This is a genomic window from Streptomyces hebeiensis, assembly GCF_052983195.1.
In genome coordinates this window covers 2,651,127-2,669,608 of the sequence record NZ_CM129812.1, presented here as the reverse complement: position 1 = coordinate 2,669,608, position 18,482 = coordinate 2,651,127, and the positions used below count along the sequence as shown (strand labels likewise).

Here is an 18,482-nt window from a genome sequence, read left to right as displayed (position 1 = left end):
GACGGGCGGGGGAGGCAGCGGTCAGACCGGACTCAGCCGAGGCCGGGGACGCGGTTGGAGTTCGCGCGGCGGCCGGCCTTGGTGTCGGCGTAGTCGCGGGCGTCCTGAGCGCGCTGGGCCTGGCGCTCACGGCCGAGCTGAACCGTGCCGGTCAGGAGCTGGCGCGCGGGAGCGGCGGATGTCTGGCTCATTGAGCACCTGCCGCGTTACTACCGGCCGCGCGGGCGTCCGCGTCGGCCTGCGCGGCGCGGCGGCGCTCTGCCTCGGCTCGCATGGCGGCCTGCGCGGCGGCGTGACGGCGGGCGGCCTCGGTGATGGTGATGCCCTTGGGCTTGGCCATCAGACGGTCACCGCCCCAAGGTGCGTGCGCAGGGCCTGCGCGTAGTCGGCGCGCGTCCCGGTGAGCGGCAGGTCGACGATGGCGGCGAGGACGGTAGTGATGTCCCGGCCGACGACCGCGTTGCTGTAGGTGCCGTGCCAGTCCCAGACGCTCAGCTGGACCTCGGTGCGCAGCGGGCCCCGGGTGATCCGGGTGTGCGGGTTCAGGGCGTCGAGGCGGTTGGCGACGGCGCGCAGGATTACGGAGACGGCCGCGGAGTCGAGAGCTTCCAGCGGGCGGGTGGCCGCGGTACGCACGAGAGTGCGGAGGTCGGCCTCGCAGCGGCACGGGGCCAGGCGACAGACGTCGCACCGCTCGTGGACGGTGGCCGATGTGGCCGGGGTGGGGGCTGCCAGTACAGAGGAAGCGCGGATACGATCCATGGCGGACCTGCTCCTTCGTCACGGTTGTGGGTGGGTCCGGCCCCGGCCATACGGAGTGGCGACTCCGGCCGGGGCCGTTTTGCATCAGCAGCGCGGGCTACCTTCCGCCACTGTAGGGGAACCCCCTACACTCTGGCTAGTGGCCCGCCCAGATGAAGGGCTCGGGTGTGAGCGAGGAGGCGCAGCGGGTGTTCGAGGCCATGGAGGCGCTGGAGCGAATCCCGGACCCAGTAGAGCGGGCCCGCGCCCTGGGGGCCGTGCTGAAGGGGCTCCCGGGTCAGAACAAGCGCATGAAGGAAGCGCGGCAGGCCGCGGTGAAGGAGCTGCTTGCGCGCGACGGTGCGTCGCTCCGGTCAGTCGCCGCCGAGCTGGGGGTCAACTTCAGCACGGTGCAGGACATCGCAAAGGGCTACTCAGGGTCGGGTAGGAGTCGCCCGAAGAAGCCGGTGGACGAGTAGCCAGGGAGGGTCATCGTCCCGTGCGAAACAGCATCGAGAGCAAGACGAGCACGACGAATCCGGCACCCAGCAGGATGGCTGCCTGGCGGAAGTAGTCCGTCTTCTGGATCTGCTGCCAGTGCTGTGGCTGCTCGGAGCGCTGGGATGTCGAGTTCGCCAGGTCGGCGACGACGGAACTGATCACGCTGCGGATCAGGCCGGGGTGCTCGGTGATGGAGTCCTCGGGGATGAGGCCGTGATGGGCGATGGCTCTATGCCTGTCGCGGTCGTGCGCCGCGTCGGGCTCGGTGGAGTGGGGGTGACTGGCGAGTCGGCAGTTGTCGCAGCGGTAGATGAAGGGCACGGCTGGACGGTATCGGCCGGTGTGGGGTGTGTGTGGGGGGAATGTCGACATCCGCCTAGACTCGAACGCGTGACCGATTCCCCGCGCCTCGTGGCGCTCCGATTCCTGGAGCGTGTCCAGCTCCAGGACCTGGAGCGCACCCGGCGGTGGATCGCGCAGGAAGAGGGCCGGGCGGCGGAGGAGGCCGCGCGACGGCCGCCCCCGCCACCTCCGGCCTGGGTGGTCCAGCGCGGCATCGACGGCGCCCGCTCCCCGATCGCGATCCATGTCGGGGACTGCGCGATGCGCGGCCGGCATGTGCAGCCGCTCACCCGGGACCAGGCCGTCACTGGCCTCGTGGAGCACGGCGTCCGGCCGTGCCCCCTGTGCCGGCCGGACACGGCTCTCGGCGTCCATGCCTGACCAGGAGCGGCACGTAACGGATGTGCGACGACGCTGGTGGCCGCGCGTCGTCCGGCCATACGGTGAGCGGCACATTCCAGACCAGGGGGGTCATCGTGTCGAATGGGTATCCACCGCCACAGCAGCCGCAACAGCCGTGGGGGCAGCCACCACAGCCGGGTGCGTGGCAGCAGCCGGGACCGTGGGGCCCGCCGCCCCCACCGAAGAAGAAGACGAGCGCCGCCCTGATCGTCACCCTGTCGGTGGTGGGCGGGCTTGTGCTGCTGCTCATCGTCGGGGCGGTCGCGTCCAGCGGCGGTGGTGACGAGGCGCCGGCGGCGAAGAAGCCGGACGCGGTTGCCGAGAAGTCAAAAGGCGAGGAGCCTGCGGCGGATCCGGCGCCAGTGGAGGAGAAGAAGCCGGCGGAGGGGGAGCCGGAGGCGGACGTGAAGATCACCGAGTGCTCGGTGGATGAGTTCACGAAGTGGCCGGCGGCCGATATCGAGATTGTCAACTCGACCGGGGAGAAGGCGAACTACATCGTCTCCATCGAGTTCGTAGACGGCGACGGCACGCGCCTGGCGTCCGCGCTGGCGGCCACGAACGACGTCGCGGCCGGGCAGAAGACGAAGGAAAAGGCTCAGTCGTTGGACAAGGTGGAGGAGAAGGTGACCTGCAAGGTGTCGAAGGTGAGCCGGTACCCGTCGCTGTAGCCGTCTGGGCGTGACGACGCCCGTCGCCCTGGGGTGGGGTGACGGGCGTCTGTGCTGCGTCGTCAGCCGTTGAGGGCTGTGAGGATGCGGCGCGCGTGCTCGTACGGGAGGTCGTGGCACGCCTGCTGCACCCGCTCGATGGTGGCCTCTGCCTGATCACGGGCGGCTACGGCCTCGCACGTTCGGTCGGAGTGGTCCGCGAGTTCCGCTGTCTCGGCGTCCGATTCGGCCAGTAGCTGCTCCAGCTCGCGCACTCGGGCCTCCAGGGCGGACTCGGCGTCGTGAAGCCGGTCCAGTTCGGCCTCGGCGCGGTCGGCTCGACGCCGCGCCTTCTCTGCGCGCCGGTACCAGAGGCTGCCCGCCCATTCGGCGGCGTCCAGCTTGTCGTACAAGTCGGCCAGCTGTTCTTCGGTGATCGTGTCGACCGTGTGGCGCGGCCGCGTATCGGTGGGTGTCTTCGAGGGGCCGTCGGTGGTGGTGACGGCCGTGTCAGCGGGGTCAGGCACGGTCGGTCTCCTCCGTAGTGGTGGTCGTGCCCTCCCCAGCCTGGCGGCACTCGGGCCGGTTGAGGTGGTATCGGCGCTGGTCCCAGATGCTCTCTCCGGGCTGACGGAGGGGGCCTATCCACGTGTAGCCGGTTCCGGTGATGGGATCGCCGCAGTGAGCGCAGCGCCAGTAGGCGGGCGCTTCGAAGAGCGCTTCCAGGTGAGCGATCTCTTCTTCAGGGGACATCGTGCTGCTCCCCGGTGATGTTGGTGCGGCGGGCGTAGTGCTCGGCGGCGGTCAGGGTGGCGGTATGGCGGCCGGCGCGGATTGCGGAGATGGGGGACACGTTGCCGAGTAGCGGGTTGAGGCCGACCAGCCACGCGCGGGCGGTGTTTTGGTCCGTGGCGGTGGCGATGGTCTGGAACGCGTTGCGGGTGGTGGTCTGCTGTTCGGGTGTGACGAGGCGTCCGGCGATGTGCCAGCCGAGGGCCTGGGTGAGGGAGGCACGGAGGTCGGGCATCAGTTCTCCTTGATGCGTTTGTCGCAGGTGAATGGGTTGCGGCATTGCGGTTTCCCGTCCCACCAGGTGGGTTCGCCTTGGACGGGCCTGCCGCACCATTGGCAGGTCGGCGGGGTGTCGGGCGTCGTCACTGCTGATCCTCGGGGCCGGGGTCAACGCGGTCGGCCCACGCGGTGAGCTGGCCGGCCAGGAAGCGGGCCTGTGCGGGGTCGATGAGGGCGCACGGATCGCCGCCGAACACGTCCACGGGTACGTGCAGGGAGATCCGCAGCCACGGCCAGGGGGTACCGTCCGCGGGCTGGTCGTCGCGGCCGTCGGCCGTGATGTGGGAGGGGATGACGGCGAGTCCGATACTGCCGTCGCGGGGATCGTCGTGGCCGGGGGTGAGGTGGCTGCCCTTGTACGTCCAGAGCTTTCCGAGGTGTTCGGGGTCGCCGTGGTCGCCGATGCCTTCGATGCTGGCGTAGATGCTCACGATGCCTCCTGTGCTGCCGGAGTGCCGTCGGGGTCGACGTCGGGGTGGGTGAACCGGACGGGCAGGCCGATCGACCGCGCGTATCGGATCTCGGCCGTGGTGGAGGTGCCGATGTAGTCCCCGACGACGAGGACCTCGCTGGCCAACCGGATCTTCGCCCGGTGCAGTTCGTCGAGCCGTACCTTGAGTGCTTCGGCTTCGACCGGGTCGGCCCACAGTGGGTGCTCGGTCTTCATGTTGACGCCGGGGCGGACGACGATCCGGCCGGCCGCGGTCTCTTCCAGGTCGGCTTCGGCCATCTCCGTCATGAAGCGGGTGCTGCCGCAGATGCAGACGATCGTCGGGATGTTCAGCCGTTCCTTCGCGGTGGTGAGCATGTCTTCCGGGGTGAGCAGGTTCGGGTACGACACGGGGTTCTCCAGGTTGGGTTGGTGGCTGGCGGCAGTTGACCGCCAGCCACAGAACGGGACGGTCAGGCGCGGCGGCGGCAGACGCGGCGCGGCCCGGGGTGGGCGCGTCCGCAGCGGCAGACGGGCCTCCGGAGGCGGGCTCGGTCGGATCGGTGGTGGTGCCGGAAGCGGTGCAGAATCGCGCTCAGCATGCGGGGGCTCCTCATGGTGGGGCCGGGATCACCCGGCGGCGGTGCAGTCGGGGTGGTGGGTGTAGCGGCCAGCCGTCCACCAGCCGGGGCAGCACGCGCCCCGAATTGCGGACCGCAGCAAAGCCAGCTCGTCAAGGAGCGTGGCGGCCGGCACGCACGGCGGCCGGGCCCGGCGTTCGGTGAGCGCGGCCTCCACGCGGCGGGCGCGCCGCTGGTCGGAGAGCAGGAGCCCGGCCAGTACCGCCGCTGCGCCGATGAGCAGCAGCGGTATGGCGGCGGCGAGCAGACGGGCCACGGCGACGGTCACGTCTCCTTGGTCCGCACGGTGTCGACGATCACGCGGGTGGTGCGCCGAGCGATCCTGAACTCGACGTCCGGGTGAATCCCCCGGCGCGCGGCCAGCCGTTCGACAACGAATCCCGGATCGGTGGACGTGCTGCTGCACTGCTTCCAGGTGCCGTCGGGCTGGGTGGCGCGCTGGACGAAGTACTCGACGGTCTGACGCCGGTCCTCCAGCTCGGCGTTCACCGTCGGGTACAGGTCCGCGAAGGCGAAGCACGCGTCGATGACCAGGGCCATCGTCTGTGAGTCCTTTGGTGCGCCCTCACTGCGGTCCCGCATGAGGCCCTGGACGTAGCCCATGACGGCGGCGTCGTGGATGAGTCCGCGTTCGTAGTCGGTGAGGCTGTCGAGGAAGGCGGTGACGCGGTCGGCGCGCTGCTGCTCGCGGGCGACGAGGTAGGCGGTCAACTGGTCGGGGAGTTCGGCGGCCATGGTCACGCCTCCGTCTCGGGCGCGGCCCGGACAGCAGACGCGGCGGGCTCGGCCCGGGAGCCGTCGCCGCCCTGCTGCGGGTAGCAGACGGTGTAGCCGCCGGGGACGTGGACCCAACGCGGCGTATACGTACCGAACCCGGGGTCGCCCCGGTCCTCGATCTCCAGCCCACAGTGCGCGCACCGAGTCCCGCGCGCCTCGGCGGCCATGGGGCTCGGCCCGTCGGCGGGCACCGGATCGGTGGGGCAGCCGCAGCCCCAGTTGTGCGTCTCAGGAATCGGGCAGTGCACGTCGTGCTCGATCCCGGCCTCGCAGGCGGCACAGCCGGCCAGGGCGCGAAGCTGAGCGGATGCGTCGCGGCACGGCCGGAACTTGTCCGACTCCAGCACGCCGTCCGCCTTCGCCTGCCGGGTCGCGGCGTCGATCTGGTCGGCCCCCCACAGCAGCACGGCGGCCCGGTCAACGGTTGCCTCGGCTTCGGGCTGCTGCGCCTCGGCGGCCATGCGGCGCAGCTGGTCGGCCGCCCACAGGACTCCCGCGCCGCGCTCGGTGGTCCGGTTCGCCAACGACCACAGCCGGTCGGCGGCCTCGCGGAGGATCGCGGCCCGGTCGGCACCGGGCTCGGTCTGCCCGCCGCCGGTACGGATCGTGGCCGCCGCCACAGCGGCGATGGTGCGCGGGTCGTCCTCGACGCATGCGCCGCTGTCGCTACGCCCGCACTGCTCCCACACGGCGGCGGCGATGGCCTCCAGCTGAGGGTGCCCGTCGATCCAGCCGGCGGGCGCCTCGGCGATGCGGTCGCGGAGGGCGGCACGGTCGGCAAGCGCTCCGGCGGCAGGCTCTGGGGTGTGCAGCATCCACGCCAGCGTCTGCGGGCTGATCGACTCCCCGGACACGTCGCCCTGCATGGACAGCCAGCACCAGGTGTCGGTGCTCATCGTGAAGTCGCCGCCCTTCCAGCCCTGGAATGTGGCGTCCACAGCGGACCGGGCCGCGGCGAGCATGGCGCCCACCGTCGTGTCGTCAACGGGCTCGAAGGCGAGGTCCATGTAGTCGCCGCGGTAGGAGTGCGGGTTGCCGAAGCCGTGCGCGACGGGCTGGTCGGGGCTGGCGGCTTCCAGGGTGGTGATCAAGTCACCGAGGTTCATGGTCTTCTCCAGGGTGGTGTGGAAGGGTCGGGGTGGGCCGCCCGCCGCTGATAGGTGCAGCAGCGGGCGGCCGTCGAACAGGTGGTCATCCGGCGTCGGCGAGGCTGAGGAGGTCGAGCTGGTTGCCGAGCCGGCGGTTCGCCCACAACACCTCGGTGCGGTTCTTCGCCGCGGTGGCATTGCCGGTCATGGTCCGCCGGGTGTAGCGGTGCCAGCCGTCGTACAGCTCGGCGTACAGCGGGCTGTCGTAGCCAGACAGGACCACTGCGGCGGCGCAGTCGGCGAGCGCGGCCGCCAGCTCCCGGTGCTCGGCCTCGGTCTTCATCTCGCAGCGGTAGTTGTTGCCCCAGCCGCGGGCCGTGCCGAGGTACGGCGGGTCCACGTACAGCAGCACGTCCGGCTGAGCCCCGTACTTCCCGATCAGCGTCAACGCGGGCAGGTACTCCAGCGAGACCCGATGCAGACGCTCTGCCGCGGTGGCGAGACGACTGACGTAGGCCTCGAGGTAGCCGGGCATCGATGTGACCGAACCGGCCGGATCGATGTAGTGCCGCCAGCCGGTGTTGCGGAGAGTCCCGGAACGCCCCTGAGCAAGGCGGCACCAGATTCGGCGCGCCAGCTCAAGTTCGTCGTCCGTCGGTTCCCAGGTTGCGGTGAGCTCGGCGCGGGAGTGCGGGGTGAGCGCGCATGCCCGAACGAGTTCGGTGGGACGGTCGCGGAGGACGCGCCAGAACGTCATCAGGTCGCCGTCGAGGTCGTTGACTGTCTCCATCCGGGATGGGCCCTTGGCGAGGAGGACTGACAGACCGCCGGCGAACGGCTCGACGTAGTGCCCGTGGTCGGGCAGCAGGTTGACGATCCAGTCGGCGACGCGCTGCTTGGATCCGAAGTATGGGACGGGGGACTTCACGATGTTCCTCTCCTGGTGGTGGGTACGGTGGGTGGGCGCCCGCCCCGGGTCGAACGGGGCGGGCGCGTGGCGTGTCACGGGGCGGTGGCGCAGCCGGGGCAGTCGTCCACGTGCTCCGGGGTGTCGCTGCCGTCGGCGACGACGTGCGTCTCCTCGGCAGGCGGCCCGGCGAGGTCCTCGCGGAGCACGGCGGCGCGCTCCGGGTCCAGCTCCAGCCAGTACGGCTCACCGGCCGGCCCGGACATCATGACGGTGACACTGTCGTCGTCGCCCCACAGGACGTCGTTCAGGCCCCAGCGCAGCAAGGTGGGGTTGTCGGCGGCCGCCAGGTCGGGCTCGGCGCCTAGGAACTCGGCCAGGGCGCGACCGCCGTCGCCGGACGCGGCGTCCTTCTCCTTGAGCTGCCCGAGCAGGAACTTCTTCTGGTGCTGGAGCCGACGGACCTCCACGAGCAACGCGGGCACGTCCGCCCCGGCGAGCTGGTCGGCCTCGGCGGGCAGGGTCACGAACTCGTAGAGGTGGGCGGCTCGGGTGCCGATCTCGGCGAGCTGCTGATCGGTAAGCGGCGTGTCGGTCATGTCTCCTCTTCCGTGGTGCGGTTGGTGACTCTGTGCGGCCCGTAGGCGGCCCGCCAGGGGCCTGGGGCGGGATTCCTCGTTCGTTGACTCCGGAGGCGCACAGGGCGGCTTGCGGGGCTCGCGTGGGGGTGTTGGGGTGGTTCGGTGTGTGTGGCCCATCGCAATTCGTTAGTTTGGCTAACGATCTGCGTAGGGGGTGCGCACTCGAGCACCGGCCCTACGCGGCGGCGTTGATGCGCCGGCTGGCCCGGTAGTCGTCGTAGGCGTCGAGGCAGTCGATGTCGATGTGCTCTCCGCGGCGGACGTGGCGTTCGTAGGCGTATCGGGTGCCGCAGGGAGCGAGGGGCTTGCCGCCGGTGCGGATCTTGGGCGCGGCGTTCTCCTGCTGCGGAGTCTCGGCCTGGCGGGTGCGGACGCGGTCCCGCTGGTGGCGTTCCTCGGGGGTGAGGCCGCCCCACATGCCGTGTCGGAAGGGTGTGGGGAGGCCGTTCTCGGCGGTCATGGCTTGGGTGAGGCAGCGGTCTCGGACGGGGCAGGGGGCGCAGAGGGGGCGGGCGTTGTGGTATCCGCCGGAGTCGGGAAAGAAGAGGTTCGGGTGATCGCGGCAGGCGGCTTGGTTGTGCCAGTCGTAGCGGCCGGGCTGCGTGTTGGGCGCGCGGGTGGTCATGCGTGGCTCCGGGCGGATGTTCAGGCGGCGTTGGTCGCGTCGGTGATGTGGAGTCCCCAGCCGCTGGCGAGGAGGTATGCGGCGACGTGGGCCGCGGCGCCGTCGGGCGTCTGCTGTTCGGCGGGGATCTGGTCGCGGTAGTCGTCGAGGGCGGCGGCGATGGTGGTGATGGCGGCCTGCGGCATGTGGCTCATGCGGCGTTCCGGGCGTTCGCGGCGGCGGTGGCGGCGTCGACGCGGGAGGGGTGCGCGGTGCGGCGTGTGCGGGTGCGTACGGGGCCGCCCTTGGGGTTGGTGCGGGTGTCGCGGCAGGGCTGGCCTTCGGGGGCGCGGCACCAGGCGCATGCGACGTCGAGGGGGTCCGGTCGTCCCTCGCGGGCGGCGAGTTCGCGTTCGGCGCGCACGGGCCGGTAGGCGGTGAGCGAGTCGCGGACGTGGTCCGGGACGTACCGGCCGATCCGGTCGAGGCGTGCCTGAACATCGGCGGCGGCCGGGCCCGCGGTGAGTTCGCGAAGTTCGACGGGCTCGGCGTGGCCGGTGGCGACCGCGTGGCGCTCGGCGCGGAGCGCCTGCTGATAACCGGGGATGTCGTCCGGGTCCACGTGGGGGTGCGCGGTGGGCTCGAACGTGCCGGTGTGGCGGTCCATGCGGTCGCGCACGGTGGCCTGCCAGCGGGTGGCGATGTCGGCGGGGAGGATCGGCCAGTTCGACTTGGCGTAGTGCTGCTGCGCGGCCGTGACGGCGAAGTCGTACGGCACCGCGGCGAGGATGCCGGCCCACATGTGGATCTGTGCGCGGCGTTCGATGGCGTCGTCGCGGCGGACTCGGGGGTCTGCGAGGGCGATCTCGGCGAGGAGCTGGGGCACTTCGGACGGGTTCATGACTGGCCTCCTTCTGTGGCGCGGAGTTCGGCGGCGATGGCCTGCATGTCGGCGAGGTAGCTCTGGGCGGGGGACGGGGGGCCTGCGATGGCGCGGGGGCCGGTGTAGGTGGGGGCGTTTTGGAGGCCGGTCCAGCCGCGGAGGAAGTAGCGGGCGCTGTAGGGCGGGGTGCGGGCGGCTTGCCAGACGCGGGCGGCGTGTTCGACGAGGGCGGGGATGCCGGCGCGGCGGATGGCGTCGCGGACGTCGATCCACTCGGTGGTCTGGAGGGGCCAGGAGACGGTCATGCCGTGGGCCTTCATGGCCTCGATGAGGGGTTGGATTTCCTTCATCCCCGATGCCGGGACCACGTCGCTTCCGGTCGTTTTTGTGGAGGGGGGAGGGGGAGGTGGTTCCTCCGTAGGAGGAACCTGGGACGGGGATGGGGACGGGGCGCCGTTACTAACGCCGTTACGGATCTCGTTGACCTGCGGTGACTGTGGGTTTGTCTGGTCGCTTCGAGTCGCGTTCGTGTCGCCGTCGTGCTCGTTTCGTGTCGCCGTCGTGTTGCCGGGCTCGTTTTCGGGCCGATCCGTAACGCCGTTACGGGTGCCGTTACGTTCAGCGTTACGGGCGGCTTCGCGTTCGGCCTTCTTACGGTCGCGGAACGCCTTCTGCCGAGCCGCGTTCGCCGAGCGGTCCGCCTGCACCCGTGCCCGGTCCGGGTTGTACTCCAGGTAGTCGTGGATCTCCCACCCGTCTTTGGCCCGGTCCCACAGTCCGGCGGTCTCCAGCTCGGCGGCGGCGGACTTCGGGCCGCGGACGCGGGACACGAGGGGGAGTTCGCGGTCGAGGATGCGGCCTTCCGTGAGGTTCTCGGAGGACCAGCAGAGGGCGGAGATGTACAGCCGAAAGGCGCGATCGGACAGCAGCGCGACCTTTCGGTGCGAGGGGAATCTGTCGTCCAAGCGGACCCAGGGCATGTGCGCTTCCTTCGGAGGTGCGGGTGCTGCGGTGTCTCGTCCGGGGCGGGGCTCGGGGCCGGCCGCCCCGGACGGTGGAGCGGGGTCGTAGTTCCTATTAGCGACCTGGCACCGACAAGTTGAATCTTGAAATTGGTTTCACGATCTTGAGTCGGCGAGGTGTGTGCCCGTTTCCGCAGTTCAGCCGCGTGATGCTTGGCCTTAGCGGATCGATCCGCGATGTTTCACGCGAGCCGCAGGGCGTCACAGGTGTCCGTTCTGGTAGGCCGCGGCTGCCTCGGCGGCCTGGATGGCGAGCGCGGTCTCGGCGCAGACCTTGTGTGCCGGGGACCGCTTCGAGTCGCGGAGCGGCGTGTCCTTCCCGCAGTAGCGGCAGGGCAGTTCGCGGCCGGACCAGTGGATGGAGCCGTCCGTCCAGTCGAGGAGGGCCCCGGGTACGTAGTCCTCCGGCGGGGCGCGGCGGCGAATGCGGGAGGTCACGAGAGCACCGCGGCCACTCGACGGCCGAGCCACTGCGCGACGTTGCAGGACACCGCGTTCCCGGCCTGCATGGTCTGCTCGCCCTTGGTGCCGAGGACGATGTAGTCGTCCGGGAAGCGCTGCGCGAGGAGCTGCTCGCGCGGCTGGATCATCCGGTAGTGGCAGTCCTCCAGCGCGGGCGCCGGTGAGGCGATCGCCGCCGAGTCGACGGTGCCCAGAGTGTGCAGCGGCTCGCCGGTCGTCTTCGTCGCCGCGTTGCGGTACGGGACGACCAGCCAGTGGTGTCGCCCCTGCCCGGTGACCGTGTCCATCGGGGCCGCGACGGGGCGGGCGCTGGAGTGGCGGCGCAGGGTGACGATGAACGAGTCGTCGGCTGGCGGCGGCGTCACCAGAGCTTCGAAGCCCTTCGGGTTCGCCATGCGAGTGCGCATCGGCTCAGCCGTCGTCGTGCACGTCGTGTTCCAGGTGCCGCCCGACGGGACGAGGACCGCGTCCCCGATCTTCGCGGTGCGCGCCGGGAGCGGCCCGGAGTCGGCGGGGAAGGCCCGGCCGTCGTGCCCTCCGTGGTTGACGGTGAGGACCATGCGGCGGTCGCCGAGCAGATCGAGGCCCTTGCGGATGCGGGTGACGGTGTTCGCCGCGAGCGGGCGCAGGCCGTGCGTCTCGCGGTCGCCGATGCGCACTCCGAGGTTCGACCAGTCGATGATCGAGGCGGCCGGGCGGACGTATGGCTCGACGATCGCGTGGCGGCATCGCGGCCCGTTGGGGCAGCGATACACGTACTGCTGCCCGTACTTGCCGAGGCGCTGGCCGTCCTTCTTCCAGGACTGGAAGGCGGTGACGGTCTCCTCGCACACCGGGCACCAGGCCCGCGGGCGGGGCTGCACGTCGGGCAGCGGGATGCCCACACGGGTACAGACGATGTAGATCCGGTCCCGCCACTGCGGGGCGGGGTCGTTGCCGTCCTCGTCTCCGGCGTGCGCGGAGGACAGGGACACGAACTGGATGTTGTAGCCGAGGGTGCGCATCCCGGCGAGCCAGATGTCAAACAGCTCCCAGCTGGCGGCCTCCATGACGTTCTCGACCAGGACCGCCTTGTACCGGTGGACCTCGGTAGCGCGGATGACGTCCCAGAACGTGGCTCGGGTGCGGTCGAAGGCGCCTGCGCTGATCGGCCCGAACTCCTCCAGGGCGACCTGTCCGGGCCCGGCGGTGGTCCGTCGGCGGCGTCCGCCTGCGGGGCTTAGCTCGGTGCAGATCGGGGATGCCCAGAGGACATCGGTCTTGGGCAGGCGCCGCATGTCGTAGTTGTTGACGTCGGCGCAGAGGTGGTCGGCGTTGCGGTGGTTCGCGGCGTGAGTCTCGATGGCGCGCTGCCAGTGGTTCGCGGCGAGCCGGAGTTCGAGGCCAGCGGCGACGAGTCCGGTGGAGGAGCCGCCAGCGCCGCAGAAGATGTCGGTGAAGGTGAGAGTCATCGTGCTACCGGTCGAGGCCGATGACGAGGGGCCGCGCCCCCGCCCCGGCCGGAGCCAGGACGGGAACCGCGACGGGCGGATCGATACGCAGAGTGGGGATCACTGGTCAGCCCCGGCGGCGCGTTCCTTGCCGATCCGCACGACCATCGCGCCGATCTGCTCTTCCTCACCGATCTCGTTCGTGACCAGCGTTCCGAGCTGACGCGTCGAGCCCAGCTCGTAGTGGATCTGCCGCAGCCGCCCGGCGCTGGTCTGCGGGTGGGTGATCTCGTCGAGGTACTGGACCGCCGGGCGGACCGGGGCCTCACCGCGCTCGATGTGCGAGGCGTCCGGGTCCTTGTCGTGCGTCGGGGTGAGGCCGCCGGTCAGCAGCAGCACGCGCAGCGCCACGGACTGTGCCTTCGCGGTGCCCTTGTCGGCGGAGTCGAGGGCCTCGCCTCGCGTCTTCAGCAGCGCGGGCAGGGTGTCGCCCTTGGGGCCCATGACCATCCACGAGACGGTGACGGTGCACTCGCGCATCTTGTTGCCCTTGGACGTGGTGGTGTCCCGGTGCTCCGCGTCGATGCCGACGGGGAAGATGTTGATGCCGTGCCGCAGCGTGACCGGTCCGAAGGTGTTGACGACGGTGTCGACGCCGCGGAAGTTGAAGCGGGTGCCGCCGCCGTTGTACTGCTCGCCCTTGGCGATGGCGCGGACGTCCTTGCGGACGCGGAGCCAGGCGATGTGGACGGGCACCATCTCGGGGTCGTCGTCGCCCGGCTCGTAGTCCGCCATCGGGTCCGGCGCCGAGGCGGCGTCCTGCGGGTAGACGGCGGCCGGCGGCGGGTCGAACGGTACGTCGGCGGTGTCGGTGCGGCCGGCCGCAGCCGCCGCCCGCTCGGTCAGCGTGCTCATGCGTTGTGCTCCTCACGGATGGCGCGGGGGATGTTCAGGCGGCGCGAGACGCGGTCCTCGACGCAGTCGGCGTAGGCGTCGGGCCAGCGCTCCGCGAGCCGGGCCGTGTCGACGTGGGTCCGGCTGGTCTCGTCGTAGCTGTAGAGCGGCCGGTCCAGGACGATCGCGGAGTCGGCGCCGCCGAGCGCGGCGAGCATCGTGGTGAGCGCGGCCTTCTTCCGGGCCTTGGCTTCGCGCTCGTCGTTGCCCGCGTCGAGGTAGTCGGCGAGGGCGTCCTGCGCGTCGCCGTCGCGGGTCAGGTCGACGGCGCCCGCGCGGTGCGGGTGGAGCTGCTCGTACAGATCGAGGAGGACGTCCGGGTCCGCGTCGGCGGGGAGGACGGGCGGGCGCCGGTCGAGGATCTGCTGCCAGGCTCGGGCTCCGGCGGCGCGCAGGTCTTCGATCAACTGCTGGTGGTCGGCCGTCCGTACGACGAACTGGCGGTAGTCGTTGCCGCCGATCAGGCAGCCGACGTGGATGTGGTCGTAGCCGCAGACGTCGGCCTGCCACAGGGTCTGTGCGAGGACGTCGTCCGGGACGCCTGTGCGCCACTGGCCTGCCTTGAACGCGGCGCGGCATTTGATCTCGACGGCGCAGCGTTCGCGGCCGTCGGCGAGGGGGCACTCCAGGACGCGCCGGTCGAGGGTGCACATCTGCCAGGGCCGCGAGATGTTCGCGACGAGGCCGACGCGGCGGACCACGCTGCGGTTGCGGCGGGCCCACTCGCGGGCCACGGTGTCCTCGAACGCGCGGCCCCAGAGGGCGGGTTCGCTGTCGTCGGACTCCAGCGGGAGCCCGCCGGTCTTGTCGTGCCAGACGCTGAGCGCGTTGCCGTGGCGGCTGATGCCGAGGATGGCGGCGATGTCGCTGGAGCCGAGGCCGGAGCGGCGGGCGGTGAGCCACTTCTCGCGGTCGGCGTCGGCGGGGAGGATGAGGCGGCCGGTGGGGGTGACCCGGCGGCCGGCGGCCGGGGCCGAAGCCCCGGCCAGCGCGGTCTTCTGCATCAGGCGTTGTCCTTCCGCCACTGGATCTTCATGAAGCGGCCGGGAGTGCCGTAGCCCTTGGTCTCGACCTGGACGGTGAGGTCGCGGGGGATGGCGTGGCCGTGGAGGTGGGCGTACGTCATCTGCGCGGTCCCGCCCGGCCTGTGTTCGGCGGGGTGGCTCTTGGGGAGCCAGCCGCCGATCTGCATGTACGTCTTGCCGTAGTAGTCCGGGGCGAGTTGGGTGAGGGTCCAGCGGGAGAGGGTGAGCGGGGGGAAGCCGACGAACTGGATCTCGCCGTCGGCCACGCCCGTCTCGGTCTCGCGGGGGCGGTCGTTCTTTCGGGTGAGGGTGTAGTAGCGGCCGTCTCCTGCGCCGTGCTGGGTGAGGTGCCCGCGCCGGTGCAGCTCGGCGAGGTCCCGGCGGGCGGTGCCGCGCTGCGTGGGCCCGCCGGTGGACCGGCGGACTTCCATCACGACGCCGGTGCTCCACTTGCCGAGGCGGGTGCGGATGGTGTCGAGGAGCTGCGCGAGGCGGGCTTCGAGGGCGGGGGGAGTGGCCGTCGGCGCCGTGCTGGCGCTGGCCTTCTCCTCCGGCCCGGCGGTGACGATGCTGCGGACCATGTCGCCCAGGAGGCGGTAGCCGCGCGCCTCCAGCGTCTCGGCGGCCTCGGCCAGCACCTCGTCGCGGTAGGCGTCCAGAGCGGTGCTGGCCTCCACCGTCGACCAGACCGTCATGCTGCCCGGGTTGGTGCGGATCATGGCTGCCAGGCGTTCACGGGCGTTCATGCGGCACCTGCCTCACGCTGCGTCGGGACCGCAACGACCTGCCCCGCAGCCAGCAGAGACCGTGCCAGAGCGGCCACCTGCGGCCCGTAGACCAACTGACTGCCGCCGCCGAGCGAATCGAGCAGCGCGTCCACCTGGGCGTCGCGTTCGTGGGTGGCGTGAGAGTCCGGGCCCTGGTGCCGGGCGGACCGGTCGAGCGCGGCGATCTCGCGCAGCTCCTCGGCGACGCCCTGCTCGTCCTCGTCGAAGTCGCGGGCGAGTGCGACGAGAAGGCTGGCGATGAAGTGGCTGGAGTCCATCTCGACCCCGGAGGGGGTGCGGCGGATGTGGATGCGGTGGGGCCCGTCAACGGGCGTGTGGTCAGCCACGGTGGCCTCCGAGGTGGCGGAGCAGCTGGTGCAGGCGGTCGATGGGGTGGTGGTCGTCCAGCACGACGACGAGGGCGGCGCAGCCGAGGCCCCAGGTGAGGCAGGCGGCGGCGATGATGAGGATCACGGTGTCCATCACTCCTCCGCGTCCGGGTCGTACGCGGAGGCGACCGTCAGCGGCGTCACGACGTAGCCGGTGGCCCGGATGGTGCTGCCGACGGCCGCCGGAGTGACGTGCAGCTCGTAGGTCGCCTCGTCGTCGGCGACGTCCTCGGTCCACCACGAGAGGTGGAGGATGCTCCCCTCCGGTTCCTCGCGGCGGACGTACGCCTCGCAGTGCTCGCGGGCGGCCTCGCGGGTGGTGTAGATGCCCATGTCGATCGAGTCGTGCGACGCCCGGTACACCACCAGCGGCGCGGGCTCCGGCACGACGGCCGGCGCCTCGGAGAACTTGGCGCACTCGCAGATCCGGATGGGGTCACCGAGGCTCATCGGCAGGTGAGCCCAGCACTTTGTGCCGCCGTGGTGGTGGTCCAGCCCGGTGTGCCCACAAGCACAGACCGCGTCCCGGCGAGGGAGGATCCGTGACACGTAGGGCTCGGCCTCAGCGTCCGGGCCGGGTGCGGTGTACGTGTACCCCGCCTGTCCGTCGAGGAGTTCGTGCAGCCACCGGTACTCGTGACTGGTCGCGAAGGCGCGCACCGCCGCCACCTGCGCCCGCAGCGCGGTCAGCTCGGCCGCCGACTCCGGCGACTGCAACAACCCCGCCGACTCCAACGCCACCGAGATCCCCGCAGCCGTCCGCCGACCCTGCTCCATCGCCGCGCGCACCACACCCGCAGCCGCCGACACACGCGAGGCACTCATGCCGCCACCTCCGACGCGTCCCCAGCCGCCTCCAGCACGCACACAACCGACTCAGCCGAACGCCCCGGCACGTCACCCCAGCAATCGACGTGGTTCTCAAGCCAGCGGGGGGCGTCGCTCCACGGGGGCTCGCCCTCCACCTCCAAGCGGCTGGCCAGCACCTTGATTGCGGCCTCGGACAGCGAGTTGTACCGCCTCGGGCTGCCAGTCGCCGCGCAGCGGATCGCGGCGACGATCGACATGGGACGCAGCTCGTGCGCGGTCTTCAGCCGCCGGTCGAACGGGTCCGGAAAGTAGTCACCCTGGTGGTGCCCATTCGCCGCGATGATCCGCGCCGCGATCCGGAACGTGCTCGCCACCGAGGTCGCCCTCGGCATCGGAACCGCCACCCGGACCGTCCGCCGGTGACCGGCGGGCAGATCCGTGGGGCGGATAGTCTGTGTACTCAAGTGATCCACTTCCTTCTTGTGTGGGTGGATTGCCGAGGGGCTGCCATGGACCAGGCCCGGTCCGGGCGGCCCCGCTTTGTGAGATCAGGCGCTGCGCCGCGTCGGCAGCGGCTTCAGATGCGCCAGCGGATGCGACGTGACCCCGGCAGGAGCCAGCTGGGCAATAGCCAAAGGCCCCGTCGTCGGCTCGTGGTGAAACATCTGGTCGATGCGCTCCAGGTCGGCATCGGAGAACGTCACGACGCGGCCCTTCTTCGAGTGCGGCAGGCGCTTGATGTGCCGCCGCAACCACGACTCCTCCACGCGGAGCTGCTCGGCAGCTTCCGGGTAGGTGTGGCGCTTCACGCGGCGGCCTCCGAGATGGCCGGCGCCTCGGGAGGCGCAGCCACGGTGCGCCCGATCGGGGCCCAGAGGACCAGTTCGTCGACTCCCAGCCGATTCGCGATTCCTACAGCGACTGCCCGACCGGCGGTCTTCTGCTCTCCTGTGCGGAGATGGCCGATCTTGCTGGGGTGGACGCCGACCTCTTCCGCCAGCTCCCTGATAGAGATCTTCGACCCGTCGCCGGTTCGCTCCATCAGCAGGACCAGCAGGTCGCGGCTTACCAGCAAGTAGGAGTCCTCATTACTACGCACATTCACCCCCATAGACAGAGTGTGCGTTTCCATGAACAAGCCCAACCGTACATGCCCGTAGACGTGTTGTCTATGGGCGTGAACATGAGCGTGGAATCGGCCATACCCCCGTGAGGCACTACCGCTCAATGGCCGTTACCGTAGACACTCTGTCGGGGCGCGTGAACAGGGCGAGCCTCTGATCAGGGGAAAGGCTCGGCACTCCTGATCAGTCACATAGACATCACGGTGAGCGATGGGGAGCGAGTGGACAGGATGGCGACCATGGCTGAGCAGCAGCGAACCGACTTCGGTGATCTCGTCCGAGACCGCCGCGCCGCTCTGGCGATCAGTCTGCGCGAGCTGGAGAAGCGATCTGTCGATCCCGTCACCGGCGAGCAGGCCAAGTTCGGATGGATCAACAAAGTGGAGAAGGGGTTGCCGATCGACGTCCCGACTCCGATCCAGATTCGCGCCCTCGCTGCCGGTCTCTCCCTCCCGCGGCGCACCGTTCAAGAGGCCGTCGCTGCGCAGTTCTTGGAGATGGAGCCCGAGTCCGTCTCCGAGGTATGGAGTGAAGATCGGCGGACCCGCCTCCTCGTGGCTCGTCTCGGAGAGATGTCCGAAGAGGAGCGGGCGCAGGTGGCAGAGCTGGCCGAGATGTCGGATGAGCAGCGGGCGCAGCTCATTGCGTTCGCGCAAACATTCAGTCGTTCGCGAGATGGTCAGTAGCAATGGCCACGAATGCTACTTTCTGTGACTCATAGGTTAAGTCTGGTCACACGGTGACTCGTGTGGCATCGTCGGTGATCCGCCTGGGGGGCGATGGAAGGCAATAGCCCCTCGATCGAACAAGTGATCGAGGGG

The 18,482-nt window shown here is 70.6% G+C and carries 33 protein-coding genes; 4 read left to right on the top strand and 29 right to left on the bottom strand.

Annotation, left to right across the window (positions count from 1 at the left end; translation table 11 throughout):
* Positions 1–32 precede the first annotated feature (32 nt).
* From ACU6P3_RS11445 to ACU6P3_RS11435, 3 genes are read right to left on the bottom strand one after another with little or no spacing between them, the layout of a single operon-like run.
* Positions 33–191: a hypothetical protein gene (locus ACU6P3_RS11445; RefSeq protein WP_447197034.1), complete on the bottom strand. Its 159-nt coding sequence runs from the start codon at positions 189–191 to the stop codon at positions 33–35.
* Positions 188–340, bottom strand: coding sequence for a hypothetical protein (locus tag ACU6P3_RS11440; RefSeq protein ID WP_447197033.1), 153 nt, complete (start codon positions 338–340; stop codon positions 188–190). Before ACU6P3_RS11440 ends, ACU6P3_RS11445 begins: the two co-directional genes overlap by 4 nt.
* Complete coding sequence (locus ACU6P3_RS11435; RefSeq protein WP_447197032.1) at positions 340–762, bottom strand: hypothetical protein; 423 nt, start codon at positions 760–762, stop codon at positions 340–342. The genes ACU6P3_RS11440 and ACU6P3_RS11435 overlap by 1 nt, the downstream gene beginning before the upstream one ends.
* Before the next feature lie 167 nt (positions 763–929).
* Between ACU6P3_RS11435 and ACU6P3_RS11430 the strand changes: the two genes are divergently transcribed.
* Positions 930–1,220, top strand: coding sequence for a helix-turn-helix domain-containing protein (locus ACU6P3_RS11430; RefSeq protein ID WP_447197031.1), 291 nt, complete (start codon positions 930–932; stop codon positions 1,218–1,220).
* Positions 1,221–1,230: 10 nt separating this feature from the next.
* Here ACU6P3_RS11430 and ACU6P3_RS11425 read toward each other — a convergent pair whose 3' ends face one another.
* Positions 1,231–1,563: a hypothetical protein gene (locus ACU6P3_RS11425; protein WP_447197030.1), complete on the bottom strand. Its 333-nt coding sequence runs from the start codon at positions 1,561–1,563 to the stop codon at positions 1,231–1,233.
* A gap of 69 nt (positions 1,564–1,632) precedes the next feature.
* Between ACU6P3_RS11425 and ACU6P3_RS11420 the strand changes: the two genes are divergently transcribed.
* Both ACU6P3_RS11420 and ACU6P3_RS11415 read left to right on the top strand, forming a co-directional pair.
* Positions 1,633–1,965 (top strand): DUF6233 domain-containing protein, encoded by a 333-nt coding sequence (locus ACU6P3_RS11420; protein ID WP_447197029.1) that lies wholly within the window; start codon positions 1,633–1,635, stop codon positions 1,963–1,965.
* Positions 1,966–1,985: 20 nt separating this feature from the next.
* Complete coding sequence (locus ACU6P3_RS11415) at positions 1,986–2,657, top strand: FxLYD domain-containing protein (protein ID WP_447197028.1); 672 nt, start codon at positions 1,986–1,988, stop codon at positions 2,655–2,657.
* 62 nt (positions 2,658–2,719) lie between these two features.
* Here ACU6P3_RS11415 and ACU6P3_RS11410 read toward each other — a convergent pair whose 3' ends face one another.
* The 25 genes from ACU6P3_RS11410 to ACU6P3_RS11290 all read right to left on the bottom strand — a co-directional run bounded on the left by ACU6P3_RS11410 (position 2,720) and on the right by ACU6P3_RS11290 (position 17,612).
* Positions 2,720–3,163 (bottom strand): hypothetical protein, encoded by a 444-nt coding sequence (locus ACU6P3_RS11410; protein WP_447197027.1) that lies wholly within the window; start codon positions 3,161–3,163, stop codon positions 2,720–2,722.
* On the bottom strand, positions 3,156–3,389 hold the full coding sequence (locus ACU6P3_RS11405) for a hypothetical protein (RefSeq protein WP_447197026.1): 234 nt from the start codon (positions 3,387–3,389) through the stop codon (positions 3,156–3,158). The genes ACU6P3_RS11410 and ACU6P3_RS11405 overlap by 8 nt, the downstream gene beginning before the upstream one ends.
* On the bottom strand, positions 3,379–3,663 hold the full coding sequence (locus tag ACU6P3_RS11400; RefSeq protein ID WP_447197025.1) for a hypothetical protein: 285 nt from the start codon (positions 3,661–3,663) through the stop codon (positions 3,379–3,381). The genes ACU6P3_RS11405 and ACU6P3_RS11400 overlap by 11 nt, the downstream gene beginning before the upstream one ends.
* Before the next feature lie 127 nt (positions 3,664–3,790).
* Positions 3,791–4,138, bottom strand: coding sequence for a hypothetical protein (locus ACU6P3_RS11395; RefSeq protein WP_447197024.1), 348 nt, complete (start codon positions 4,136–4,138; stop codon positions 3,791–3,793).
* A complete protein-coding gene (locus tag ACU6P3_RS11390) occupies positions 4,135–4,548 on the bottom strand; it encodes a hypothetical protein (RefSeq protein ID WP_447197023.1) in 414 nt (137 codons plus the stop codon). Before ACU6P3_RS11390 ends, ACU6P3_RS11395 begins: the two co-directional genes overlap by 4 nt.
* 219 nt (positions 4,549–4,767) lie before the next feature.
* Positions 4,768–5,046 carry a hypothetical protein gene (locus ACU6P3_RS11385; RefSeq protein ID WP_447197022.1) on the bottom strand — a complete coding sequence of 93 codons (279 nt, stop codon included), beginning with the start codon at positions 5,044–5,046 and terminating at the stop codon, positions 4,768–4,770.
* Positions 5,043–5,513, bottom strand: coding sequence for a hypothetical protein (locus tag ACU6P3_RS11380; RefSeq protein WP_447197021.1), 471 nt, complete (start codon positions 5,511–5,513; stop codon positions 5,043–5,045). The genes ACU6P3_RS11385 and ACU6P3_RS11380 overlap by 4 nt, the downstream gene beginning before the upstream one ends.
* A 2-nt stretch (positions 5,514–5,515) precedes the next feature.
* Positions 5,516–6,661, bottom strand: a complete 1,146-nt coding sequence (locus ACU6P3_RS11375; protein WP_447197020.1) for a hypothetical protein — start codon at positions 6,659–6,661, stop codon at positions 5,516–5,518.
* Positions 6,662–6,746: 85 nt separating this feature from the next.
* Positions 6,747–7,571 (bottom strand): DNA adenine methylase, encoded by an 825-nt coding sequence (locus tag ACU6P3_RS11370; protein WP_447197019.1) that lies wholly within the window; start codon positions 7,569–7,571, stop codon positions 6,747–6,749.
* A gap of 74 nt (positions 7,572–7,645) precedes the next feature.
* Positions 7,646–8,149: a hypothetical protein gene (locus tag ACU6P3_RS11365; RefSeq protein ID WP_447197018.1), complete on the bottom strand. Its 504-nt coding sequence runs from the start codon at positions 8,147–8,149 to the stop codon at positions 7,646–7,648.
* 217 nt (positions 8,150–8,366) lie between these two features.
* Positions 8,367–8,816 carry a WhiB family transcriptional regulator gene (locus tag ACU6P3_RS11360; RefSeq protein ID WP_447197017.1) on the bottom strand — a complete coding sequence of 150 codons (450 nt, stop codon included), beginning with the start codon at positions 8,814–8,816 and terminating at the stop codon, positions 8,367–8,369.
* A gap of 20 nt (positions 8,817–8,836) precedes the next feature.
* A complete protein-coding gene (locus ACU6P3_RS11355; RefSeq protein WP_447197016.1) occupies positions 8,837–9,010 on the bottom strand; it encodes a hypothetical protein in 174 nt (57 codons plus the stop codon).
* Positions 9,007–9,696 (bottom strand): zinc finger domain-containing protein, encoded by a 690-nt coding sequence (locus ACU6P3_RS11350; RefSeq protein ID WP_447197015.1) that lies wholly within the window; start codon positions 9,694–9,696, stop codon positions 9,007–9,009. Before ACU6P3_RS11350 ends, ACU6P3_RS11355 begins: the two co-directional genes overlap by 4 nt.
* Positions 9,693–10,658 (bottom strand): hypothetical protein, encoded by a 966-nt coding sequence (locus ACU6P3_RS11345; RefSeq protein WP_447197014.1) that lies wholly within the window; start codon positions 10,656–10,658, stop codon positions 9,693–9,695. Before ACU6P3_RS11345 ends, ACU6P3_RS11350 begins: the two co-directional genes overlap by 4 nt.
* A 243-nt stretch (positions 10,659–10,901) precedes the next feature.
* Positions 10,902–11,138 (bottom strand): hypothetical protein, encoded by a 237-nt coding sequence (locus tag ACU6P3_RS11340; protein WP_447197013.1) that lies wholly within the window; start codon positions 11,136–11,138, stop codon positions 10,902–10,904.
* Entirely contained in the window at positions 11,135–12,613 is a 1,479-nt protein-coding gene (locus ACU6P3_RS11335; RefSeq protein ID WP_447197012.1) for a DNA cytosine methyltransferase, read from the bottom strand. The genes ACU6P3_RS11340 and ACU6P3_RS11335 overlap by 4 nt, the downstream gene beginning before the upstream one ends.
* Before the next feature lie 99 nt (positions 12,614–12,712).
* Positions 12,713–13,507, bottom strand: coding sequence for an ERF family protein (locus ACU6P3_RS11330; protein WP_447197011.1), 795 nt, complete (start codon positions 13,505–13,507; stop codon positions 12,713–12,715).
* Positions 13,504–14,550 (bottom strand): YqaJ viral recombinase family nuclease, encoded by a 1,047-nt coding sequence (locus tag ACU6P3_RS11325; protein WP_447197010.1) that lies wholly within the window; start codon positions 14,548–14,550, stop codon positions 13,504–13,506. Before ACU6P3_RS11325 ends, ACU6P3_RS11330 begins: the two co-directional genes overlap by 4 nt.
* Positions 14,550–15,317, bottom strand: coding sequence for a hypothetical protein (locus tag ACU6P3_RS11320; protein WP_447197009.1), 768 nt, complete (start codon positions 15,315–15,317; stop codon positions 14,550–14,552). The genes ACU6P3_RS11325 and ACU6P3_RS11320 overlap by 1 nt, the downstream gene beginning before the upstream one ends.
* Positions 15,314–15,685, bottom strand: a complete 372-nt coding sequence (locus ACU6P3_RS11315; RefSeq protein ID WP_447197008.1) for a hypothetical protein — start codon at positions 15,683–15,685, stop codon at positions 15,314–15,316. Before ACU6P3_RS11315 ends, ACU6P3_RS11320 begins: the two co-directional genes overlap by 4 nt.
* Positions 15,678–15,821, bottom strand: a complete 144-nt coding sequence (locus ACU6P3_RS11310; RefSeq protein WP_447197007.1) for a hypothetical protein — start codon at positions 15,819–15,821, stop codon at positions 15,678–15,680. Before ACU6P3_RS11310 ends, ACU6P3_RS11315 begins: the two co-directional genes overlap by 8 nt.
* Positions 15,821–16,552, bottom strand: a complete 732-nt coding sequence (locus tag ACU6P3_RS11305) for a hypothetical protein (protein ID WP_447197006.1) — start codon at positions 16,550–16,552, stop codon at positions 15,821–15,823. The genes ACU6P3_RS11310 and ACU6P3_RS11305 overlap by 1 nt, the downstream gene beginning before the upstream one ends.
* The gene (locus ACU6P3_RS11300; RefSeq protein WP_447197005.1) at positions 16,549–17,001 is read right to left on the bottom strand and encodes a DUF6197 family protein; all 453 of its coding nucleotides are present in this window, start codon (positions 16,999–17,001) and stop codon (positions 16,549–16,551) included. The genes ACU6P3_RS11305 and ACU6P3_RS11300 overlap by 4 nt, the downstream gene beginning before the upstream one ends.
* A gap of 84 nt (positions 17,002–17,085) precedes the next feature.
* Positions 17,086–17,346: a helix-turn-helix domain-containing protein gene (locus ACU6P3_RS11295; RefSeq protein ID WP_447197004.1), complete on the bottom strand. Its 261-nt coding sequence runs from the start codon at positions 17,344–17,346 to the stop codon at positions 17,086–17,088.
* Entirely contained in the window at positions 17,343–17,612 is a 270-nt protein-coding gene (locus ACU6P3_RS11290; protein WP_447197003.1) for a helix-turn-helix domain-containing protein, read from the bottom strand. The genes ACU6P3_RS11295 and ACU6P3_RS11290 overlap by 4 nt, the downstream gene beginning before the upstream one ends.
* 288 nt (positions 17,613–17,900) lie before the next feature.
* Here ACU6P3_RS11290 and ACU6P3_RS11285 point away from each other — a divergent pair, with 288 nt between their 5' ends.
* Positions 17,901–18,347 (top strand): XRE family transcriptional regulator, encoded by a 447-nt coding sequence (locus tag ACU6P3_RS11285; RefSeq protein WP_447197002.1) that lies wholly within the window; start codon positions 17,901–17,903, stop codon positions 18,345–18,347.
* Positions 18,348–18,482 lie beyond the last annotated feature (135 nt).